22 protein-coding genes are annotated in these 20,366 nt (G+C 38.5%); 15 read left to right on the forward strand and 7 right to left on the reverse strand.

Annotation, left to right across the window (positions count from 1 at the left end):
• Positions 1 to 216 precede the first annotated feature (216 nt).
• The 3 genes from NYE67_RS07050 to NYE67_RS07060 form a co-directional block, all read right to left on the reverse strand.
• Entirely contained in the window at positions 217 to 417 is a 201-nt protein-coding gene (locus NYE67_RS07050) for an alpha/beta-type small acid-soluble spore protein (RefSeq protein WP_191702937.1), read from the reverse strand.
• Between the two features lie 198 nt (positions 418 to 615).
• Positions 616 to 1,992: a Na+/H+ antiporter NhaC gene (nhaC, locus tag NYE67_RS07055; protein WP_340727522.1), complete on the reverse strand. Its 1,377-nt coding sequence runs from the start codon at positions 1,990 to 1,992 to the stop codon at positions 616 to 618.
• Between the two features lie 137 nt (positions 1,993 to 2,129).
• Positions 2,130 to 2,816, reverse strand: a complete 687-nt coding sequence (locus tag NYE67_RS07060; RefSeq protein WP_340727523.1) for a phosphoribosylaminoimidazolesuccinocarboxamide synthase — start codon at positions 2,814 to 2,816, stop codon at positions 2,130 to 2,132.
• 178 nt (positions 2,817 to 2,994) lie between these two features.
• On the opposite strand from NYE67_RS07060, the gene NYE67_RS07065 reads away from it, so the two are divergent.
• Entirely contained in the window at positions 2,995 to 3,417 is a 423-nt protein-coding gene (locus NYE67_RS07065) for a universal stress protein (RefSeq protein WP_340727524.1), read from the forward strand.
• A gap of 298 nt (positions 3,418 to 3,715) precedes the next feature.
• Here NYE67_RS07065 and gdhA read toward each other — a convergent pair whose 3' ends face one another.
• Complete coding sequence (gene gdhA / locus NYE67_RS07070) at positions 3,716 to 5,083, reverse strand: NADP-specific glutamate dehydrogenase (protein WP_340727525.1); 1,368 nt, start codon at positions 5,081 to 5,083, stop codon at positions 3,716 to 3,718.
• 216 nt (positions 5,084 to 5,299) lie between these two features.
• Between gdhA and NYE67_RS07075 the strand changes: the two genes are divergently transcribed.
• The 3 genes from NYE67_RS07075 to NYE67_RS07085 are packed head-to-tail and all read left to right on the forward strand — an operon-like array spanning position 5,300 to position 7,408.
• Positions 5,300 to 5,710, forward strand: coding sequence for a YaiI/YqxD family protein (locus NYE67_RS07075; RefSeq protein WP_340727526.1), 411 nt, complete (start codon positions 5,300 to 5,302; stop codon positions 5,708 to 5,710).
• Positions 5,711 to 5,714: 4 nt separating this feature from the next.
• Positions 5,715 to 7,043, forward strand: a complete 1,329-nt coding sequence (locus NYE67_RS07080) for a D-serine ammonia-lyase (protein ID WP_340729576.1) — start codon at positions 5,715 to 5,717, stop codon at positions 7,041 to 7,043.
• 14 nt (positions 7,044 to 7,057) lie between these two features.
• A complete protein-coding gene (locus NYE67_RS07085; RefSeq protein WP_340729577.1) occupies positions 7,058 to 7,408 on the forward strand; it encodes a DUF4181 domain-containing protein in 351 nt (116 codons plus the stop codon).
• Positions 7,409 to 8,009: 601 nt separating this feature from the next.
• On the opposite strand, the gene NYE67_RS07090 is transcribed toward NYE67_RS07085, so the two are convergent.
• Entirely contained in the window at positions 8,010 to 8,831 is an 822-nt protein-coding gene (locus NYE67_RS07090) for a squalene/phytoene synthase family protein (RefSeq protein WP_340727529.1), read from the reverse strand.
• Positions 8,832 to 9,104: 273 nt separating this feature from the next.
• Positions 9,105 to 9,446 carry a hypothetical protein gene (locus NYE67_RS07095; protein ID WP_340727530.1) on the reverse strand — a complete coding sequence of 114 codons (342 nt, stop codon included), beginning with the start codon at positions 9,444 to 9,446 and terminating at the stop codon, positions 9,105 to 9,107.
• Positions 9,447 to 9,565: 119 nt separating this feature from the next.
• On the opposite strand from NYE67_RS07095, the gene NYE67_RS07100 reads away from it, so the two are divergent.
• A complete protein-coding gene (locus NYE67_RS07100; protein ID WP_340727531.1) occupies positions 9,566 to 9,706 on the forward strand; it encodes a hypothetical protein in 141 nt (46 codons plus the stop codon).
• A gap of 49 nt (positions 9,707 to 9,755) precedes the next feature.
• On the opposite strand, the gene NYE67_RS07105 is transcribed toward NYE67_RS07100, so the two are convergent.
• Positions 9,756 to 10,199 carry an NUDIX hydrolase gene (locus NYE67_RS07105; protein ID WP_340727532.1) on the reverse strand — a complete coding sequence of 148 codons (444 nt, stop codon included), beginning with the start codon at positions 10,197 to 10,199 and terminating at the stop codon, positions 9,756 to 9,758.
• Positions 10,200 to 10,353: 154 nt separating this feature from the next.
• On the opposite strand from NYE67_RS07105, the gene NYE67_RS07110 reads away from it, so the two are divergent.
• The 10 genes from NYE67_RS07110 (at position 10,354) to NYE67_RS07155 (ending at position 20,356) form a co-directional block, all read left to right on the forward strand.
• Positions 10,354 to 10,794: an ASCH domain-containing protein gene (locus NYE67_RS07110; RefSeq protein ID WP_340727533.1), complete on the forward strand. Its 441-nt coding sequence runs from the start codon at positions 10,354 to 10,356 to the stop codon at positions 10,792 to 10,794.
• A 549-nt stretch (positions 10,795 to 11,343) separates the two neighbouring features.
• Complete coding sequence (locus NYE67_RS07115; protein WP_340727534.1) at positions 11,344 to 12,462, forward strand: thiolase family protein; 1,119 nt, start codon at positions 11,344 to 11,346, stop codon at positions 12,460 to 12,462.
• Between the two features lie 133 nt (positions 12,463 to 12,595).
• Positions 12,596 to 13,771: an acyl-CoA dehydrogenase family protein gene (locus tag NYE67_RS07120; RefSeq protein WP_340727535.1), complete on the forward strand. Its 1,176-nt coding sequence runs from the start codon at positions 12,596 to 12,598 to the stop codon at positions 13,769 to 13,771.
• A gap of 38 nt (positions 13,772 to 13,809) precedes the next feature.
• The gene (locus NYE67_RS07125; RefSeq protein ID WP_340727536.1) at positions 13,810 to 15,003 is read left to right on the forward strand and encodes a thiolase family protein; all 1,194 of its coding nucleotides are present in this window, start codon (positions 13,810 to 13,812) and stop codon (positions 15,001 to 15,003) included.
• A gap of 21 nt (positions 15,004 to 15,024) precedes the next feature.
• Complete coding sequence (locus NYE67_RS07130) at positions 15,025 to 16,314, forward strand: acetyl-CoA hydrolase/transferase family protein (protein WP_340727537.1); 1,290 nt, start codon at positions 15,025 to 15,027, stop codon at positions 16,312 to 16,314.
• Between the two features lie 43 nt (positions 16,315 to 16,357).
• Positions 16,358 to 17,269 (forward strand): SDR family NAD(P)-dependent oxidoreductase, encoded by a 912-nt coding sequence (locus tag NYE67_RS07135; RefSeq protein WP_340727538.1) that lies wholly within the window; start codon positions 16,358 to 16,360, stop codon positions 17,267 to 17,269.
• Between the two features lie 35 nt (positions 17,270 to 17,304).
• Positions 17,305 to 18,480, forward strand: a complete 1,176-nt coding sequence (locus NYE67_RS07140; protein WP_340727539.1) for an acyl-CoA dehydrogenase family protein — start codon at positions 17,305 to 17,307, stop codon at positions 18,478 to 18,480.
• Between the two features lie 46 nt (positions 18,481 to 18,526).
• Positions 18,527 to 18,934: an FAS1-like dehydratase domain-containing protein gene (locus NYE67_RS07145; protein WP_191699377.1), complete on the forward strand. Its 408-nt coding sequence runs from the start codon at positions 18,527 to 18,529 to the stop codon at positions 18,932 to 18,934.
• A gap of 10 nt (positions 18,935 to 18,944) precedes the next feature.
• On the forward strand, positions 18,945 to 19,325 hold the full coding sequence (locus tag NYE67_RS07150; protein WP_191699376.1) for a MaoC/PaaZ C-terminal domain-containing protein: 381 nt from the start codon (positions 18,945 to 18,947) through the stop codon (positions 19,323 to 19,325).
• Between the two features lie 146 nt (positions 19,326 to 19,471).
• Complete coding sequence (locus tag NYE67_RS07155) at positions 19,472 to 20,356, forward strand: R2-like ligand-binding oxidase (RefSeq protein WP_340727540.1); 885 nt, start codon at positions 19,472 to 19,474, stop codon at positions 20,354 to 20,356.
• The last annotated feature ends 10 nt before the right edge of the window (positions 20,357 to 20,366 follow it).

Below are 20,366 nucleotides of genomic sequence, written 5' to 3' on the forward strand. Positions count from 1 at the left end.
AAGGAAGCAAGTTTCATACCACAATGAAAAAAGGTAATTTACAGTTTAATTAGGTAGCCATTTTCAAAATGGTGAAATTTTATAATATAGGTACAACATAATTGAAATTCTGGATCTTAAAAGTTTGCACGTATATTTTAACCCCGAATCAAAGGATATAAAGAAGCGCAAAATAAAAAGAAACGCTACATGTTACTGTAACGTTTCCATTTTTTATTATTTTGATTTTAATTGTTGCTCAGCCATCTGAACTAGGCGTTTCGTAATCTCTCCGCCTACAGATCCATTTGCACGAGATGATGCTTCTGCTCCTAATTGTACACCAAACTCTTGTGCAATTTCGTATTTCATTTGGTCAAGCGCTTGTTGTGCACCAGGTACACGTAATTTGTTTGAAGAACTATTGTTGTTTGACATGAGTGCTCACCTCCTTGTGACATTAGAATGTACTAGGAGGCGAATTTCATACTACATAGAAAATAGGTAATTTACAGTTTTATTAGGTAGTAGGTTTCTTAAATGGATAATTTTTGTGATTTTTGAATAAGGGCTAAAATAAATAACATATTTTTCGAAATATAATTCAACATTTAAACGAAAAAGCAGTATTTAAAATTAGCTCGCCTTTGTAATCGTAATGTTCAACCACCCAAACAAAATCGTCAACACCGGGGTGAGTAAACAGAAAAACGCAAACGGTACATAGTCCAGTACAGATACATTTAGAGTAGTTGCAATAAATAGACCACAGACACTCCATGGAACGAGCGGATTGATCACTGTACCTGCATCTTCAATTGTGCGGGCCAAGTTTTTTGGATGTAAGTTAAGCGATTTGAATTTCTCTTTGAAAGCCTCTCCAGTTAATAGGATAGATAAATACTGTTCGCCAATCGTGAAGTTAATCCCAATAGCGGTGAAAGCTGCTCCGCTAATAACGGAACCAATTGATTTCAACTGATTTTGCAATGCTTCAAGCAATGTTTGAATTATACCGAGTGCAAACAGCAAACCACCCATTGAAAGTGAAAGCACGATTAAAATAATTGTAAACAGCATACTATTCATACCACCGCGGGATAATAAGGAATCAATTGCCACTATACCTGTTTCCATTGAATAGCCGTTGTATAAAATTGCAAAGAGCTCATTAAGCGGAATCGTGCTGTGAAAATAAGATAAAACAATTCCGGAAATGGCACTAATGGCTAATGTTGCAAGGCTCGGTATTTTGAAGAATGTACAAACAATTAAAATAACTAACGGCAGCACGGAGTACCAATGAATTAAATTTGTCGCAATTAGGGTTTCTTTATAACTTGTAATTAGAGTCGTATCCATATGCTGACTACTTGGTGACAGCACCGCGTAAATAATAAGTGAAATGATGAAAGCTGGTATTGTTGTATACATCATATTTTTAATATGTGTAAATAAATCAATACCCGCGACGGTTGCTGCTAAGTTGGTAGTGTCGGACAGGGGTGACATTTTATCTCCAAAAAAGGCTCCTGAAACAATGGCACCTGCTGTAAGAGCAATTGAAGCATCGATCGAACTAGCTACCCCCAGCATCGCTACTCCTACCGTTGCAACTGTCGTAAGGGAACTGCCAATTGCTGTACCGATAATACTCGTAATAATAAAGACGACCGCATAAAAAAAGCTAGCAGAAATTATTGAAATACCTAAATATAACAATGTAGGAATCGTTCCACTTATTAGCCAGCTACTAATTAAAACGCCGATTAATAGAAAGATATAAATCGCGCTGATACTTGTTGAAACAGATGTAATCATACTATGTTCCATCGTACGGTAAGGTACCTTTTTTATCGCACCATAACCAAAAAGTACAACAATCGATATTAAAATCGGTATATGTGGCACACTGTCAAGCTTCATAATGGAATAAGATATTAGTGCAATTATGAAAATGATAAGAATAAGAGCTTCCAGTAAATGCGGTTTTACATGTTGCTTTGAATTCATGATGAAATACCTCGCTACATAGTTTCGTACTTCAACGCGTCGAAGTACGAAAGTAAGTGTATCATTTTAAACAAAAAAAAGGAAGAGGAACATAACAAAAGGTACAAATCGAATAACGATTTGTACCTAGAATGAAATTATTCAGCTAACATAATACGCTCTAACTCTAAAGGCTCGATGTATGCATCACCTTTATAGGCACGCATATTTCCACCTGAAATCTCATCAATCAATAAAATTTCGCCAGTCTTTGAATCGCGGCCGAATTCTAGCTTAATATCATAAAGTGTTAACCCTTTTTTCTCTAATTCTGAAGCGACGAATTTTGAAATCTCAATTGTACGCTCCTTTAAAACGGCATATTCTTCATGTGTTAAAATATTCAGCATTGCTAGAGCATCTTCTGAAATAGGAGGGTCCAGACGCTCATCATCCTTAATTGTAACTTCTACAAAAGCATTTAATTCTTGTCCTTCATTTACATATGCACCATAGCGTCGTAAGAAAGATCCTACTGCTTTAAAGCGGCAAATTACTTCTAGACCTTTACCGAAAACAGTGGCAGGCTTAACTGTCATTGTCGCCTCATCAAAATTCGATTCAACATAATGAGTTGGTACATTCAATTCATTTAGTTTTGAATAGAAGAAAGATGTTAATTTCAGTCCAGCTAAACCGGCGCCATCGATTGTTAAACCGACCGTGTTTGCACCTGGATCGAATACGCCGTTTTCTCCGGTTACATCATCTTTGAACTTTAATAAATATAGTTCATTTTCAAGTTTATAAACATCTTTTGTTTTGCCTTTATACATTAATTCCACGTCTAAAAACCTCCAATATGTATTCTATTTGATTATAACACGAATGATTTAATGGTGAAAATAAAATAATGTTCGTATTTAAAAGAAGGACGTCTAACATCTGTTAGTTTATAGGGGTTTAGTTTCAAAGTAATGGAAACATTTGTTATACTATCTTTAAGAAAAAGGAGTGATCAAAATGGTTGAAACGTATAAAAATGTAGTTGTTGCTGTAGATTTTTCGGAAAAGGCACAAATCGCCTTTGAGCGCGGAATACGCATTGCAAAGTTGACAGATGCTACGTTAAATTTAATATGTGTTATTGATACACATTCTTTCGGATCGGTAGAGGCCTATGATTTGAAATATGCAAAGGCTCTAAAGGATAAAGCAATTGATCATTTAAATGAATTTAAAACTCAAGCAGAACAATCCGGCGTGGCAAACGTTCAGATTGTAGTCGAAGAAGGCTCTCCTAAAAATGTGTTAACAAGTTTAACTACAGCAGATTTAATCATTGTTGGGGCAACGGGACTTAACCGTGCAGAACGTTTCTTACTAGGTTCCGTTTCAGAAAGTGTTGTTCGCAATGCTAATTGTGATGTACTGGTCGTACGTTAATTAAAATAGTAAGAGGCTGGGACATAAGTAGAAATTTCTTTGTAATAGGAAAATAGTCTTATTAAGAAATTGATATTATATGAATTGATTGGAGTGAAGGGGCGACTCCTGGGGGAACAGCAAAATTTATTTTGCGACGAGTAACCGCAGGAGCACCGACGCCTGAGACTACAGGCTCAGGCCGTGCCCCCGGAAAGCGTCCCCGTAACGGAAATCAATTCTGGCAGAAGCAAAAAAACATCTATTTTTTCTTTGAAAAAATAGATGTTTTTCGTTTTGTCCAAGGTTCTTTTTCTGTTTAATATACGCCTTCTACAAGCATTCCGTTTGCTACTTTAATAAAGCCGGCAATGTTTGATCCTACAACTAAATTTCCTGCATAGCCGTATTTCTTTGCAGCTTCAGAGCTTTCATTGAAAATTGACTTCATAATGTCATGCAATTTGCTGTCTACTTCTTGTTCAGACCAATAATTACGTCCTGAATTTTGAGCCATTTCTAGTGCTGATACTGCAACACCGCCTGCATTTGCAGCTTTACCAGGTCCAAATAATACATCGCTAGCTAAAAATTCATTAATAGCATCTAAATTAGACGGCATATTGGCACCTTCTGCTACTACTTTTACGCCATTCGCAATTAGAGTACGTGCCTGTTCACCGTTGATTTCATTTTGCGTAGCACAAGGTAGGGCAATGTCACATGGAATTGTCCAAATTCCATCGCAGCCTTCTGTATAAGTTGCGTTTGGACGGTGTGTAACATATTCTTTAATACGCTTACCTTGGACTTCTTTTAAATCTTTTACAATTTTTAAATCAATCCCTTCTGGATCGTAAATGTAGCCTGAAGAGTCTGAGCAAGCAACAACTTTTGCACCGAAATGCTGTGCTTTTTCAATTGCATAAATTGCCACGTTTCCTGAACCGGAAACAACGACTTTTTGGTTTATGAAGGATTGTTTTACCTCACGTAACATCTCTTCAACAAAATAGACTAACCCATAACCTGTAGCTTCCTTACGACCTAAAGAACCACCATAGCCAGGTTTCTTGCCTGTTAAAACGCCTGCTTCATATGCACCTCGAATACGCTTGTATTGGCCCCATAAATAGCCGATTTCACGCGCGCCAACACCAATATCTCCAGCCGGAACATCGACATCCGGACCGACATAGCGGTATAATTCTGTCATGAATGCTTGGCAGAAACGCATAATCTCTGCATCGGATTTTCCTTTTGGATTAAAGTCTGAACCACCTTTACCACCACCGATTGCCTGGCCAGTTAAAGCATTTTTGAATATTTGTTCGAACGCTAAAAATTTCATGATAGATTCGTTTACAGTCGGATGGAAGCGTAAACCGCCTTTATATGGTCCGATTACGTTGTTGTATTGTACACGGTAGCCACGGTTTACTTGTACTTGGTTTTGATCATCTTGCCATGCTACACGGAATGATATAATGCGATCAGGCTCTATAATACGTTCTAAAATGTTATGTTGAATGTATTCAGGATGTTGCTCGAATACAGGTACTAATGATATAAAAATTTCCTCTGCAGCTTGGATGAATTCTATTTGATGTGCGTTCTTTTCTTTTAATTTTAAAAATACACCATCAACATATTGTTGTGCATTTGTCTTAGTTGAAATTGTCGTCATTGTGTAACCTCCAAATGAATTAATAAGTATACATTAGTATGAATTATCGGACAATTCAATTACATTTTAAAGTGACATGACCTTGTTATAACGATGTTAGAAACAATAAATACCAAAAAATATTATATTAGAATAATTTATTTTAACCAATATCTGAAAGGATGAAAAATTATTTTACACCTATTAATTGATGCAGATGCGTGTCCCGTTGTTGATTTGGCGCTATTTATTTCATCTCAATATGAGATTGAACCAATCTTGTTCTGCGATACATCACATCGTATAGAACGTGAAAATATAAAAACAATTATTGTCGACAAAGGACCTGATTCAGTCGACTTTAAGCTTTTAAGTGTATTAAAACGAGGAGATATTGTCATTACGGGGGATTATGGGCTTGCCGCGATGTGTATTGCGAAGGGCGGGATAGTTGTTAATCATAACGGCAAAGAACTGACGTCTGACAATATCGATCAACTGTTGGCATATCGCTTTGAAAGTGCGAAAATAAGACGTGCAGGGGGTCGTACGAAAGGGCCTAAAAAACGTACAGAAGAAAATAATTTAGAGTTTGAACTTAAATTTCGACAAATTTGTGAACGAGCGATTTTTCATAGGGAGGAATAATTAAATGAACAAACAAAAGTTAAATATAAATGAATTATTAATGCAATTTCCACTTATTGAAAAACTACAGACAGAACAATATGTTTTCTGGGAAAATGAAAAATTGACGAGTGGAAAACAAGAGAACGAAAACATTACAATGGATATGATACGGGATGCGGAAAAAAGACTACAGCGCTTTTCTTCTTATATACAGGCTGCTTTTCCAATAACAAAGTTTTCAAAGGGTATTATCGAATCCGAATTAAAAGAAATTGCAGCGATGAAAAAGCTGATTGAAGGTCGACGTGGTTTTAACATACCGGGCACATTATACTTGAAATGTGATCATGCTTTGCCAATTGCCGGTTCGATTAAAGCACGCGGTGGAATTTATGAAGTGCTAAGTCATGCCGAAAAATTGGCAATAGAAGCCGATCTCATTACAGAGGATGACAATTACGAAAAGTTCTATAGTGATGAATTCCGCCAATTTTTCAGTCGTTATAAAGTAGCAGTTGGATCTACCGGTAATTTAGGGTTAAGTATAGGTATTATCAGTGCAGAGTTAGGTTTTCAAGTAACTGTGCATATGTCTAGCGAGGCGAAAGAGTGGAAAAAAGATTTGCTGAGAGAAAAAGGCGTTGAAGTAATTGAATATGAATCAGATTACACGTCAGCAGTGGAAAATGGGCGGAAAGCTGCAGAGCAGGATGAAACTTGCCACTTTATAGATGACGAAAATTCAATGGATTTATTTTTAGGCTATGCCGTAGCTGGTCTGCGCCTGGAAGAACAACTTAAGCAGGCAAAAATTAAAGTGGATGCAGGTCATCCGTTATTCGTTTATTTACCTTGTGGTGTTGGAGGTGCTCCGGGAGGTATTGCATACTGCCTAAAGCAAATATACGGAGATTTTGTTCATATTTTCTTCGCAGAGCCTTTTGCTTCACCAAGTATGCTCTTAGGTATGATGACAGGCTTGCATGACAACATTAGTGTGAATGATATCGGTTTAACTAATCAGACAGAAGCGGACGGGTTAGCAGTAGGTCGTCCTTCACGTTTTGTCGGGACATTGATGGAATCCGTAATTAGTGGATGCTATACTGTGGATGATAGCTTTTTATTTAGAAGTTTAAAAGGCATGTTTGAAACGGAAAATATTTTTATGGAACCATCAGCACATGCCGGAGTTTATGGACCGATTGAATTGATGATGCAAGGTACTTCTTATATTAAAAAGCATGGGCTTGCAGATAAGATGGAGAATGCAACACATATCATTTGGTCAACGGGTGGCGATTTAGTACCTGAAGAATCACGCCAGCATTATTTACAAACAGAGATATAGAGGGGAAGTCGCTTGTGCTAATTGTAGTAATCATCGCAGCATTTATAGTAGCAGGTTTGCTGGATTTAAACTTACGTAAAAAATTTAATATCGAAAAAAATGAAAAATTTATGGATCAGTACGTTGGTATTTGGCATTTCCTATTAGAAATTGTACTTTGCTTCTTATTTTTATCATTCGTTACAGTTAACTTATTTGACCAAATTACACTATATTCACTATTATTTGCATTTATTATGTTGCTATTTATGGTTCGTGGTCTTTTGGAATTTTGGTTTAGAAGAGAAAAGGGCCGACATATTATTTCGTTCACATATGTTGGGCTGTGTGCAATAATCAGTGTTGCAATTTCATTGATTTTGTAAAATGAAGAGGCTGGGACAAAACTCGCCTTAAAATCAAAAGTCTTTCAAATTTTACGATGAGTAAATTTTGAAAGGCTTTATTTTGTGTCTACTTCTAAGCCGTTGTTCTCCGTTACGGCGGACGCTTTCCTGGGGGCACGAGGCCAACAGGATGTTGGTCACAAAAGCGTTGCCACAGGACGTGGCGTTTTTAGCTTTTGTTCCTTACGTCTCTCCCACCTGCTCCTGCGGTTACTCGTCGCATAAATAATTGCTCCTGCGATTACTCGTCGCAAAATAAATTTTGCTTGTCCCCTGGGAGTCGCCTCCTTCACTCCGAACAACTATTTTTCATTCCATATAAGGTTAATATTTACAAAGCGCAGCATCTGGTGAAATTTGTTTGAAGGTTATGAGTGAATCAACTTATTTTCCCCCTAGATTTAGCAAGAAGGTTACATAAAAATGATATTCTCTTGAAGGTTGCTATAGAGGGGGATATGGTGCGAGGGAATTACTTTGTACCATATATTTTCATGATGAAATGTAAAAAGGAGAAATTGCAATGTGCAATCTCTCCTTTTTACGAGAGCTAAAAAAAATTATGTTCCAGCTCATATTTTTAGTCTGCCTGTACTTCTTCAACTGTTGCTTCTACCTCTGCACGTGACATTTTATCGCGACCTTCACGCATTGCTTGTAATGTTTTATGCGCTAATGCTAAAGGTAACTTACAGAATAGTTTAATCGAACGTTTGTCTAAATCTTTCATATAAAGATCGGCTTTTGCCAGGTTTTCCTCTGCATAAGCAAATAGTTCGGTACGAGTCCAGCCGTCTGGAACGAAGCTTACACCACGCTCATCTAAATCCTCTTGCTCGTTTCGTAAAATATTGACTGCCTGTAATCCCCGACCATAGCCAATCGCAAGCTCGCGGTCTGTTTTCGTACCTGCACTCCATTCCCAAAGCTCTGAAAGCATAACACCGACTAACCCAGCTACGTAATACGTATAGTCATCTAAATCTTCTTTTGTATGTACTTGCCAGTTTGCCAATGCCCATTTCGCCATACCTTCAGCCATTTCACTTGTTGCAGACGTTACAATCGGTAATGCGCCTTGTGGGCACACTTGTAGCCAGTCTGCTAAACGAAGTGTCACTTCCGGCATTTTTCCCTTTACAGGAGCCAATGCATCTAAATAAGCATTATTATCGAAAGAAGGGGCCTTTAATAGGTCTGCAACCTTTAAAAGTGTTGCATGTTTTACTTCATTTGATACTTCTTCATGATCTTCAATCTCGTCAATGGCACGCATCGCTAAGTATGCTGCTGCAACCGTTAGTTTTAATTCTTTTTCTAAAAAGGTAATGGGGATATAAAATGTACGGCTCGTCTCTTTTAGAACGCGCATCGCATCTTTTTGTAATTGTTTCGTTGTCATAAGGAAGACATCCTCCAATCTAAATTGCATCCACCTCTTATCGTAACGCAAATTTGTAAAAAGGGAAAATAAAAGTTCTGTCCCAAAATGAAACATGAGCATGCAATTAGAAAGTTTTAGCTTAAAAGTAGAACGGAGGCAGTGGAAAGTAGAACGGGAGCGGCGGAAAGTAAAATGATTGTGGGCAAAAGGAGAACGCTCCACCTGAAAAAGAGAAAGTTCCCAGCCTATATAAACCGCCCCTCCTTAAACAGAGAGATTTTCAACATAAACTTACATACTCGAAAATAATCTTGCAAGCATATAAAAACTACCATTAATCAAGCAAATAATTAACGCGGAAAATGCGTATGCCTTATTCTTTTTAAATTCATATAAAAACGCTATGAAACCTAGAATTAGTATTCCGATCCAGCTACCTTCCCATAATACATTTTCCAGCCTATCAGGTAAAAGTGTGAAAACTCCTGTCAAAAAGCTGGTCCAAATAGCAGCAGTTAAACCTAAGAAAATGATACTTAACTTTGATGGTTTTCCTGAATCACTTCCCCAGTAATAAAGAATTACTATAGGAAATATACAAAGAATTGCAACAATCAGAAACAAGATGAACATTATACCGCCCCCTTTATCATTTTTAAGTTTGACGTATTGTTTGGTAAATAGTTCCAGTTAAAATGAATATCTCTCTAACTTTTCAACCGATACAGTGGCTATGTACGATTGCTACTTTTATGATTAATGTGGACGGATTGTTACTGGAAACACATCTCGCTGGAAAAGAGGAAGCAGATACACAAGGTCAGCTAGATGCTTTAAAACTATATCTTAAAACAGTGCTGCAAATAAATGAACATGGTGTAAGTATGATTTGAAACAGAAAACGGAAACGCAAATAGTGCAGCGTTTCCGTCAACTTTACTCTTATGAAATATATCCAACCTTTTTGAGAAAGATTTTAGAAATGTAATTCAAATGTGGAAGGTTATCTAAAGGGAAATATTGCAGGTCCTTCGTTTCATCCTTTTCCTTAAGTTTCCCTGTAATTTTTACTGCTTCATATATAGCGGTAGCATTATAAATTTCATCGCCATTTGGGTATTTGTAATAGGTTTCTTTTCCGGAGGCTATGCCGATTAATTTCAATTCCTCGGCGTTTAAACCAGTTTCTTCATGTAATTCTTTTTGGGCAGTTTCTTCAAAGCTGTCACCAAGCTCCATGCCGCCACCCGGTAGACCCCAATCATTAGTATCTTCCCGTAATTGTAACAATAACTCGTTGTTATTATTTAAAATAATTACGGCAGATCCAGGTGCAATGATAGGTCTTTCTCCAACGTATTGTCGTAAAGTTTCAATGTAATCCATAGTAGTTTCACACTCCTTTATCGCAATTAACTAAATACTAACATATATTTAGTATTGGAAAGTAATGATATATGTTAAATTTGTTTAAATAGGTATTTTAAGTTTTTGTAGTAAATATCTAGTAATTATAAGATTGAAAGAAGGAGTTACAATGATGAACAAGATTGATACATATTGGCAGCAGTATTGTGAGATGGAAGGCTTATCAAATATACGTTACAAGGAAGCATTTCAATTTGGAGAGAAAGCGGATTGGTTGGCTAGCCTCGTTGTTGCAGGCACTAAAACGGCAACTTGTTCAAGCTTTCCATTGTACGAATTGGAAGGGGAGGCATTACCAAAAGTAGGTGACTATCAAATTGTATTAAATAGTCAGGATGAACCGGTTGCCATTATAAAAACCTATTCAATAGAAGTTTATCCATTCAACGAAGTGCCTGTTGATTTCGCATTAGCTGAAGGGGAAGGGTCGTATGAAGAATGGAAAGAAGCGCATATCGCTTTCTTTGGCCGAATACTGCCTGAATATGAGTTGACGTTTACAGAAGAAATGCTAACTGTATGTGACAGATTTGAAAAAGTATATCCAAAGTAGATAAGGAGCAAGTATTTCGTGTAATACGAAGTACTTGCTTTTTGTTTACTTCAAATTAAAATGCCAAAAAATCTAAACGAAGAAAAAACTTTTCAATGTTTGTGGAAGTGGTTATAAGTTCCTATTGTATTGAAAGCATTAGAAAGGGAAATATTCATGAGGAATATGTTCAAGTGAAATCTATTGGTGTTCATTCTATTCTTGTTTCTAACGTATTCTTTAACTTCCACAATAATTAAAATCAGTTTCAAGAAATGCTGTAAATATTATATTGACATTTTGATGGATTCTTCACGATGTTATTGGTCCGATAATAATTGCTGAAGTTTTACGGATTTTATTATTTAAAAATATTACTATATTTAGAATAATTTAAACGAAATTTATATATATAAGATAAGAGTACTATTAAATATTCATCTGGTAGGTTGTAATTTTTTTGTTTATGCAACATATAGTGAATTTGGAGTAAAGGGTTCCACCATTTTTCAACAAGGAGATAGAACGAAACCAGTATCAGCCAATTAATTTCAAAGGGGGAATAAGTGTATGATAGAAGCGGTAATTGTAGCTGCAACGCGCACACCAGTTGGTAGAAGAAATGGAGTATTAGCAGAGGTAAGAGCAGATGACTTAGCAGCAGATGTTCTAGAGGATGTAGTAAAACGAGCGGGAATTGACAAGGCGCTTGTGGAGGATGTTATTTTTGGCTGTGTGACACAAACACTGGAGCAGGGTGGAAATATTGCACGTGTAGCAGCACTGATGGCAGGCTTTCCGATCGAGGTACCGGGTGTTACGATAGACCGACAATGTGGATCAAGTCTACAAGCAGTTCATTTTGCAGCGCAGGCGATTTTAGCAGGTGATATGGACATTGTCATTGCAGGTGGGATTGAAAGCATGAGCCGAGTACCGATGGGATCGAATGTTCAAGGGAGAGGCAAAAGCGAACGTATAAAAAAATACGAGCTTATTAATCAAGGGTTATCAGCAGAGCGGATTGCAGAACAATGGGAGTTAACAGAACAGGAAATTAACGAATACTCTGTGCTCAGCCAAGAACGGGCCATCAATGCGATTAAAGCGGGTAACTTCAAAGACGAAATTGTGCCGGTTGGAGACGTGGATACCGACGAAGGACCGAGACCAGGAACAACAGTTGAGGTACTGCAAGGCTTGAAAAAGGTATTTAAGGAAGGCGGATTAATTTCTGCGGGAACTTCTTCACAAATGAGTGATGGTGCATCAGCTGTACTCATTATGTCCAGTGAAAAAGCGAAGGAGCTTGGTGTGAAACCGATGGCGAAAATCATTGCACGCACAGTCGTAGGTTCTGATCCTACACTTATGCTAACTGGACCGATTGAAGCGACAAAACGTGTACTTGAAAAAGCGAATTTAACAATTGAAGATATGGATACTTATGAAGTAAATGAAGCATTTGCCCCTGTGCCGATTGTTTGGGCAAAAGAACTTGGAGCGGATTTGGACAAATTAAATCCAGACGGCGGTGCGATTGCACTTGGTCATCCACTTGGCGCAACAGGGACAAAGCTATTAACTTCGATGCTTTATCGGATGGAGCGCAATAACCAACGCTATGGCTTACTTGCGATTTGCGAAGGAATGGGTATGGCGAATGCCACAATTATAGAAAAAATATAGATCAAAAGTATTAATAAAATTAGGAATAATATAAGAATTAATTTCATAGTTAATAGAATATCCATAAGTTATGTAATCGCTTTCAAATAGATAAAACTATAAAAAATAACATGAAGAAGAGAGTGTGAAGAATATGAATAAAACAATGACGAAATCAAGAAAAGAATCACGTACGTTCTTAAATGATGAACATATTATGTTTAGGGAATCTCTTAAAAAATTTATAGAAAAAGAAATTGAACCTTATTTTACACAATGGGAAGAAGATCGCATTGTTCCCCGTGAATTATGGACAAAGCTAGGCAGCCAAGGATTTTTATGTCCAAGCGTTGAGGAAAAGTATGGTGGAACAGGGCTAGACTTTATTTTTGATGTAGTTCTATCAGAAGAACTGTCTAAAGTTGGCGGCGGCTTAAGTGGCATTGGTTTGCATAGTAATGTCGTAACACCTTATATCACGTCATTTGGTACAGAAGAGCAGAAGATGAAGTACTTGCCGAAGTTTGTTAGTGGTGAATGGATTTCTGCCATTGCAATGACAGAGCCAGGTGCTGGATCTGATTTGCAGAAAATTACTACTACAGCGATTAAAGATGGTTCTGACTATATTGTTAATGGTACAAAAACCTTCATTACAAACGGAATTCTTTCAGATGTAATCATCATCGCCTGCAAAACTGATCCAAAAGCGGTACCTGCCCATAACGGGGTAAGCTTAATGATTATTGAACGAGGGATGGAAGGATTTTCACGCGGCAGAAAGTTAGACAAGGTTGGTATGCATAGTCAGGATACAGCAGAATTAATATTCGAGAATGTTAGAGTTCCTGCAGAAAACTTGCTTGGAGAAGAAGGAAAAGGTTTCTTGTATTTAATGCAAAAATTACAACAAGAACGACTACTTACTGCAGTGGGCGCTATTACAGCTGCTAAGGATATGCTAGATCTGACTTTACAATATGTTAAAGAGCGAGAGGCATTTGGTAAACCAATTGGCAAATTCCAAAATACACAATTCGTATTAGCTGAAATTGCGACGCAAGTACAAATCGGTCAAACATTTGTGGATGATTTAATTATGCGCCATTTAGACGGACAGGAAATTGTGACGGAAGTATCAATGGCCAAGTGGTGGGTGACGGATATGGCCCGGAAAATCTCTGCAGAGTGTATGCAATTACATGGTGGCTACGGCTATATGGAAGAATACAAGATTGCGAGACGTTTTAGAGATATTGCTGTCACACCGATTTTCGCAGGTTCCAATGAGATTATGAAAGTTATTATTGCTAAAAATATGGGGCTGTAATAGTACCAAAGAGTAAGAATTTGCGAGGTGAGATGAAAATGAAAAATGCCGTAATAATAGATTCTGTTCGTACAGCAGTTGGCCGGATGGGAGAGACATTGAAAAATGTAGAGGTTGATTATCTCGCGGCAAAAGTGCTGGATGAAATCGTCGTCCGTACCGGTATCAGTAAAAGTGAAATCGATGAAGTCATTCTTGGGCAGGCGAAGCAAAGTACAGACTCGCCCAATTTAGCTCGCTTGGCGCTTTTACGTGCCGGCTTTCCGATTGAGATTACAGGATACACAGTTCATCGGCAATGTGGCTCAGGTCTGCAGGCAATGAATAGCGGTGCACAGCAAATTATGTGTGGTTTATCGGACATCATTATTGCTGGTGGAGCTGAAAGTATGAGCACAGCACCGTATTATTTGCGAAATGCCCGTTACGGTTATGGTGCAGGAAACGGTGAAATTCTGGATTCAAACACGGAAAGTCAGCCACGGGCACAACCTATTGAAACGTATGGAGCTTTAACGATGGGGATGACAGCGGAAAATTTAGCTGAAAAGTACTCCATTTCTCGTAGTGAACAGGATGAGTTTGCTTTAAGAAGCCAGGAAAATGCGAAAAGAGCCATTGAATCAGGTTTGTTTACGCAGCAAATTGTACCTTTTGAAGTCAAGACGAAAAAAGGAATAGTCGAATTTAAAGTAGACGAGCATCCTAGAGAAACAACTTATCAAAAGTTAGCCCAGTTAAAGCCTGTCTTTAAAGAAAACGGCACCGTAACTGCTGGCAATACAAGCGGTCGAAATGATGGCGCGGGTGTTATCATGCTGATGTCTGAAGAAGCGGCTGCTCGTTATGATAAAAAGCCTAAAGCAAAAATTATTGCGCAGGCTGTGGCAGGGGTTTCACCGGAAATAATGGGAATTGGCCCTGCGCCGGCAACGAGAAAAGCGTTGAAAATAGCGGGCTTAACACTGGATCAAATAGGGTTGATCGAATTGAATGAAGCCTTTGCTGCACAATCTTTAGCGGTTATTAAAGAACTTGGTCTTGATATAAACCGCGTTAATGTAAATGGAGGAGCGATCGCCCTTGGTCATCCAATTGGAGGCACGGGCGGAGTTTTAATGACAAAGCTGCTTCATGAAATGGAAAGACGCGGAGAAAAGTATGGTTTAGCAACATTCTGCATTGGCGGCGGTCTAGGTATTACGACAATTATTGAAAATATGCAGTTGTAGAACGAGCCGGAGTTGATCGAGATGGTCCAATCAGATTGGAAACAAATTTATATAGAAAAGTGTACCACCACAGAAAAAGCAATCCATCAAATTGAGTCCTTTCAAACGATTTTTTTGGCGCCAATGTGCAATGAACCTCAAGCACTTGTTGAAGAGTTAATACGTCAAAAGGCGCGTTTGCAAGGGATTTCACTATATTCCATCGTTTTAGGCAGCCCATGTAAATATGCGGATGCAGCCTGTCATCCTCACTTTAGCATTCGGACATTTTTAAGTTCACCTTTACTGCAAAAGGCTTATGAAAATAACATATGTGATTATCTTCCAGTGAACTTCTCGGAAATTCCTCGGTGGATCAATGAAGAGAATATCGATGTTGCGCTCATCCAGGTTTCACCACCAAATGAAAGTGGGTTTTGTAATCTTGGTCTTTCTGTAGATGTAGTTCAGACATTGATCAAAGAGGCGAAGATTGTAATTGCAGAAGTAAATAGCAATCTTCCTGAAACAGCCGGGGAAACGCTTGTTCATGTATCAAACATTAGTTATTTTGTTCCTTCCGACCGGCCGTTACTTACAATTCGTAATAGCCGGACTTCTGAGGAGGACTTAGAAATTGGCCGGTACGTTGCAACACTCATACCTGATTATGCAACGATCCAAGTCGGTGTTGGTAAAATTGCTACCGGGATTGTTCAATCACTTCATTCGAAAGTAGGTTTAGGAGTGCATTCCGGTTCTCTTACTGACGATATTATGGATTTGATAAAGGTCGGTGTCGTTACAAACGAGCGGAAAGAAATCAACCGTAATCGAACCGTCTGTACAACCCTTACTGGGACGAATGAGTTGTATGATTTTTGTCATCGCAACGAACGTATTGAACTTTACCCGATAAATTACACACACAATGCAGCCATAATATCGAAAATAAGCAATTTCTATTCAATCAACTCGGCGCTGGAAGTCAGTTTATCGGGTCAAATAAATGCAGAGCAATTTGATGAAAGCCATGTAGTGGCGGGAGTTGGCGGGCAGATGGATTTTATCCGAGGATCAAAGCTTTCCCCAGGTGGAAGATCAATTATTGCCCTGCCTTCTACGGCACAAAACGGGACGGTATCGCGTATAAAGGTGCATACACAGTATGTGACTTCGTTAAAGTCTGAAGTGGACTACGTTGTCACAGAGTATGGCATTGCAAAATTGTTTGGGAAATCCCTAAAAGAGAGAGCAGAAAACTTAATTGCCATTGCTCACCCAAAATTCCGAACTGCTCTATACGAGGAATTAGAACAATTGCAGCGATAGGATTCTTTAACCTACTAACTTTTAAACGAGAAAGGGTGTTATTTTGGCTAACTTAAAGGATAAGGTGGCGATTGTCACAGGTTCTGGCCGAGGGATTGGACGAGATATTGCTCTGCTTCTAGCAAAAGAAGGAGCAAAAGTTGTAATCAATGATTTAGGTGGGGGATCAGACGGTAAAGGAAATGATTCCAAAATTGCAGATGAAGTAGTTCAGGAAATACTGGAGCTGGGCGGAGAAGCTGTTGCCAACTATGATTCTGTTGCTGACTATGAATCTGCTTCAAATATTATAGATACAGCTTTATCAAGATTTGGACGATTGGATATCGTTGTAAACAATGCAGGTATTTTAAGGGACCGGATGCTATTTAAAATGAGTGAGGCAGAATGGGATGCGGTCATTGCAGTCCATTTAAAAGGATCGTTTAATATGACCCGAGCTGCAGCCCCATACTTTAAAGAGCAAAAAAGTGGGCGCTTTATTCATTTTACTTCCACTTCAGGTTTAATCGGAAATGTTGGCCAGGCGAATTATTCAGCTGCCAAGTTAGGAGTTGTCGGGTTGAGTAAAAGTACAGCGTTGGATATGGCTCGCTATAATGTAACGTCTAATGCGATAGCCCCATTTGCATGGAGCCGTTTAATTGGGACAATTCCTGCAGAAACAGATGATGAAAAACTAAGAGTTGAAAGGCTTAAACAGCTTTCGCCAGCCCATATTGCCCCATTAGTTGGTTTTTTAAGTTCGGATGAGGCAGCCGATGTTTCCGGACAAATTTTTGGTGTACGAGGGAAGGAAATTATGGTATTTTCGCAGCCGCGTCCCGTCCGTTCGGTATTCAATGCAGACGGTTGGTCCGTCGACAGTTTAAGTGCAATTAAAGGTTCACTTCAATCAAGTTTTACACCTCTTGAAGTCAGTGCAGACGTTTTCCCATATGAACCATTAGTGTAAAAGGATTAACAGCAAAATTGTAAAGGGGGAGAAAAATGGACTTTCAGCTATCGCCGGATTTAATGGAAATGAAAAAATCCATTAGAGATTTCATAGACAATGTAGTGGATCCACTTGCTGGACAAATTGATCGAGATGATCACATTCCGGAACATATTATGAAAATGACGCAGGATATTGGATTATTTGGCCTAAGTATCCCAGCAGAATATGGTGGTACAGGCATTGATATGGTCGGCAAATGCGGTATCTATGAAGAAATCGGGCGTACGTCCAACGGATACACAACTGTAATCGGTGCACATACAGGTATTGGAACGGTCGGAATTGTAGATATGGGAACGGAAGAGCAGAAGCGAAGATATTTACCGGGCATGGCGTCGGGTGACATTATTGGTGCATTTGCTTTAACGGAACCAAGTGCAGGTTCCAATGCGGTTGCATTAAAAACAACAGCCGTTCGCAAAGGTGATAAATATATTCTTAATGGCTCGAAGCATTATATTACGAATGCATCCATTGCCGATCTCTTTACGGTAATGGCTGTCACGGACCCAAGTAAAGGCGCAAAAGGAATTACTTCCTTCCTTGTAGATAGAAACTCTCCAGGTTTTATCATCGGAAAAACAGAAGAAAAGATGGGTCTTCGTGGATCACATTCTTCTGAAATCTTTTTTGAGGATTGTGAAGTTCCGATCGAAAATGTGCTGGGCGTAGAAGGTTTAGGCTACGTCAATGCCCTGAAAATTTTAGCAAATGGCCGTGCAGGACTAGCTGCAAGGAATTTGGGCTCATCGCAAAAGCTATTTGAGTTATCCGTCAAATATGCGCATGAGCGTGAACAGTTTGGTAAACCGATCTTTGAGCAGCAGATCATTCAACACTACTTGGCAGAAATGGCAATGGATATTGAAACATTAAGAGCCTTTACGTATCGGGTAGCTTGGATGGTGGATCAGGATATGAATGTCATTAAAGAGGCAGCGATGGCAAAACTTCTCGGGTCAGAAATTTATAACCGTATAGCGGATAAAGCTGTTCAAATCCATGGTGGTATAGGCTATATGAAAGATTTCCCGATTGAACGATATTATCGTGATGCACGTATTACAAAAATTTATGAAGGCACATCCGAAATTCAGAAAAATATTATTGCTGCTCAAATTCATAAAGAATATATGAAAACGGCATCGCCAGCACACATCAAATAATGGAACTCCATTTACCTATTAATAACTTTTAAGGAGGTGAGTTTACTTGAGTACAGAGCTTGAGGAAAAAGTTGGTATGAAAATAGAGTCCTATACCTTTAGAGTAGAAAAAGGAAAAATCAGAGAACTAGCATTAGCGATTGGAGATTTGAAGGAAGAGTATTTGAATGGTGAAGCTGTCCCACCTACCTTCCCAACAGTCATTGATTTTTGGGGCGGGGATTCCTCCTCATCTGAACTTTTAAATTTGAATATGAAGAAGGTACTGCACGGTGAGCAGGAGTATGAATATTTCAGAGAAATCATACCTGATGAAAATATTACTGTACATGGCGTTATTGAAAAAGCATATACGAAAGCCTCCATGAACTTTTTTGTCTTACGCAAGGACTATTTGGACGAACAGGGTGAAACGATACTAATTAGTCGTTCTACAATTATTGAAAGGCACTAGGAGGGATTCTATGGAGATCGGCTATACGCTTGAACCTTTACAAAAGGAAGAAATAACGCATACACAGCTTGTTCGATATGCAGGCGCATCCGGAGATTTCAACCAAATTCATACTGTTGTACCTTATGGGGAAGCAGCTGGTTTAGGTGGAGTCATTGCACATGGCATGTTAGTTATGGGCTTCGTCGGTCAGGCAATTGGACAATGGTTTGAGGCGAAGGATCTGAGAAAATTTACAGCACGATTTAAAGCGATGACAAGACCCGGTGAGAAAATAACGGTGCAAGGCCGGGTTGTCGATGAAAAGGATGATCGCTGGATTTGTGAGGCTGAAGCAATAAATGAAGATGCAGAAGTAAAAGTAAAAGCGTTTTTCGAAATTAAGAAATAAAGGCTTTAATTAGGCTTCTTAGACAGACAAGAGAGATTCATTTCGTAAAAGTTGTTGTGGTAACTACTAATTTACAGTGAAAATCTCTATTTTTTATGCGTTTTTAATAGAATGCATCAAAACATAAATTTAAGGGGGACAAAGCAATGAGAGAATATGTTACGACAAAACAGCAAATTAACAAAAATTCACTTCCGTACAATTTGTATCAAAAGGCGAAGAAATTCGGTATTTGGAATCCGGTAGATATCGATTTTAGCCAAGATAAAGAAGACTGGAAGAAGCTATCGGAAGAGCAACAATTAGAGGTTTTGACGCAATTTGCTCAATTCATTGGTGGCGAAGAAGCGGTAACACAAGATATCCTGCCAATGATTATGGCAGTTTCCAAAAAGGGCTGGTTTGAAGAAGAGTCTTATTTAACGACATTCCTTTTTGAAGAAGCAAAGCATGCTGAGTTTTTCAGTCTGTTCTTGGAAGAAATCGGTGTTACCGAAGATTTGACGCATTTACTATCTCCAGGCTATCGGAAGTTATTTGATGAAACGCTGCCGGAGGTTATGGGGAAATTAATTGACGATCAATCACCTGAAGCGATGATAGACGCAGCGGTTACTTACAATATTTTTGCAGAAGGCGTATTAGCTGAAACAGGTTACTGGTTCTTCCATGAAGCATTATCAAAGGTCAATCTGTTCCCAGGATTTATTTCAGGAATTCGAAATGTAAAGCGTGACGAAGGACGCCATATCGGCTTTGGTACTTTCCTTATTCAGCGTTTAATTAGTGAAAATCCTGAACTGGATTTGTTTGAACGCGTACAGCAAAGACTTCAGGAGCTGTTACCGATTGCAATGATGCTAACAGAACGAAAAGAAGGCGAAACAGTAACAAGCCTTGGAATTGAAGCAGGAAAATCAATGGAGTTTGCGATGAAACAATTGCAGGCGCGTTTAATGGTTCTTTCACGTGCAAAAGGAAAAACACTGGAAGAAATCTACGATACAGAAGTTGTTTTTGAAGAAGTATAAAAAATTCAGG

Origin of the sequence: Solibacillus sp. FSL W8-0474, from assembly GCF_038004065.1 — a bacterium.
GTDB lineage: Bacteria > Bacillota > Bacilli > Bacillales_A > Planococcaceae > Solibacillus > Solibacillus faecavium.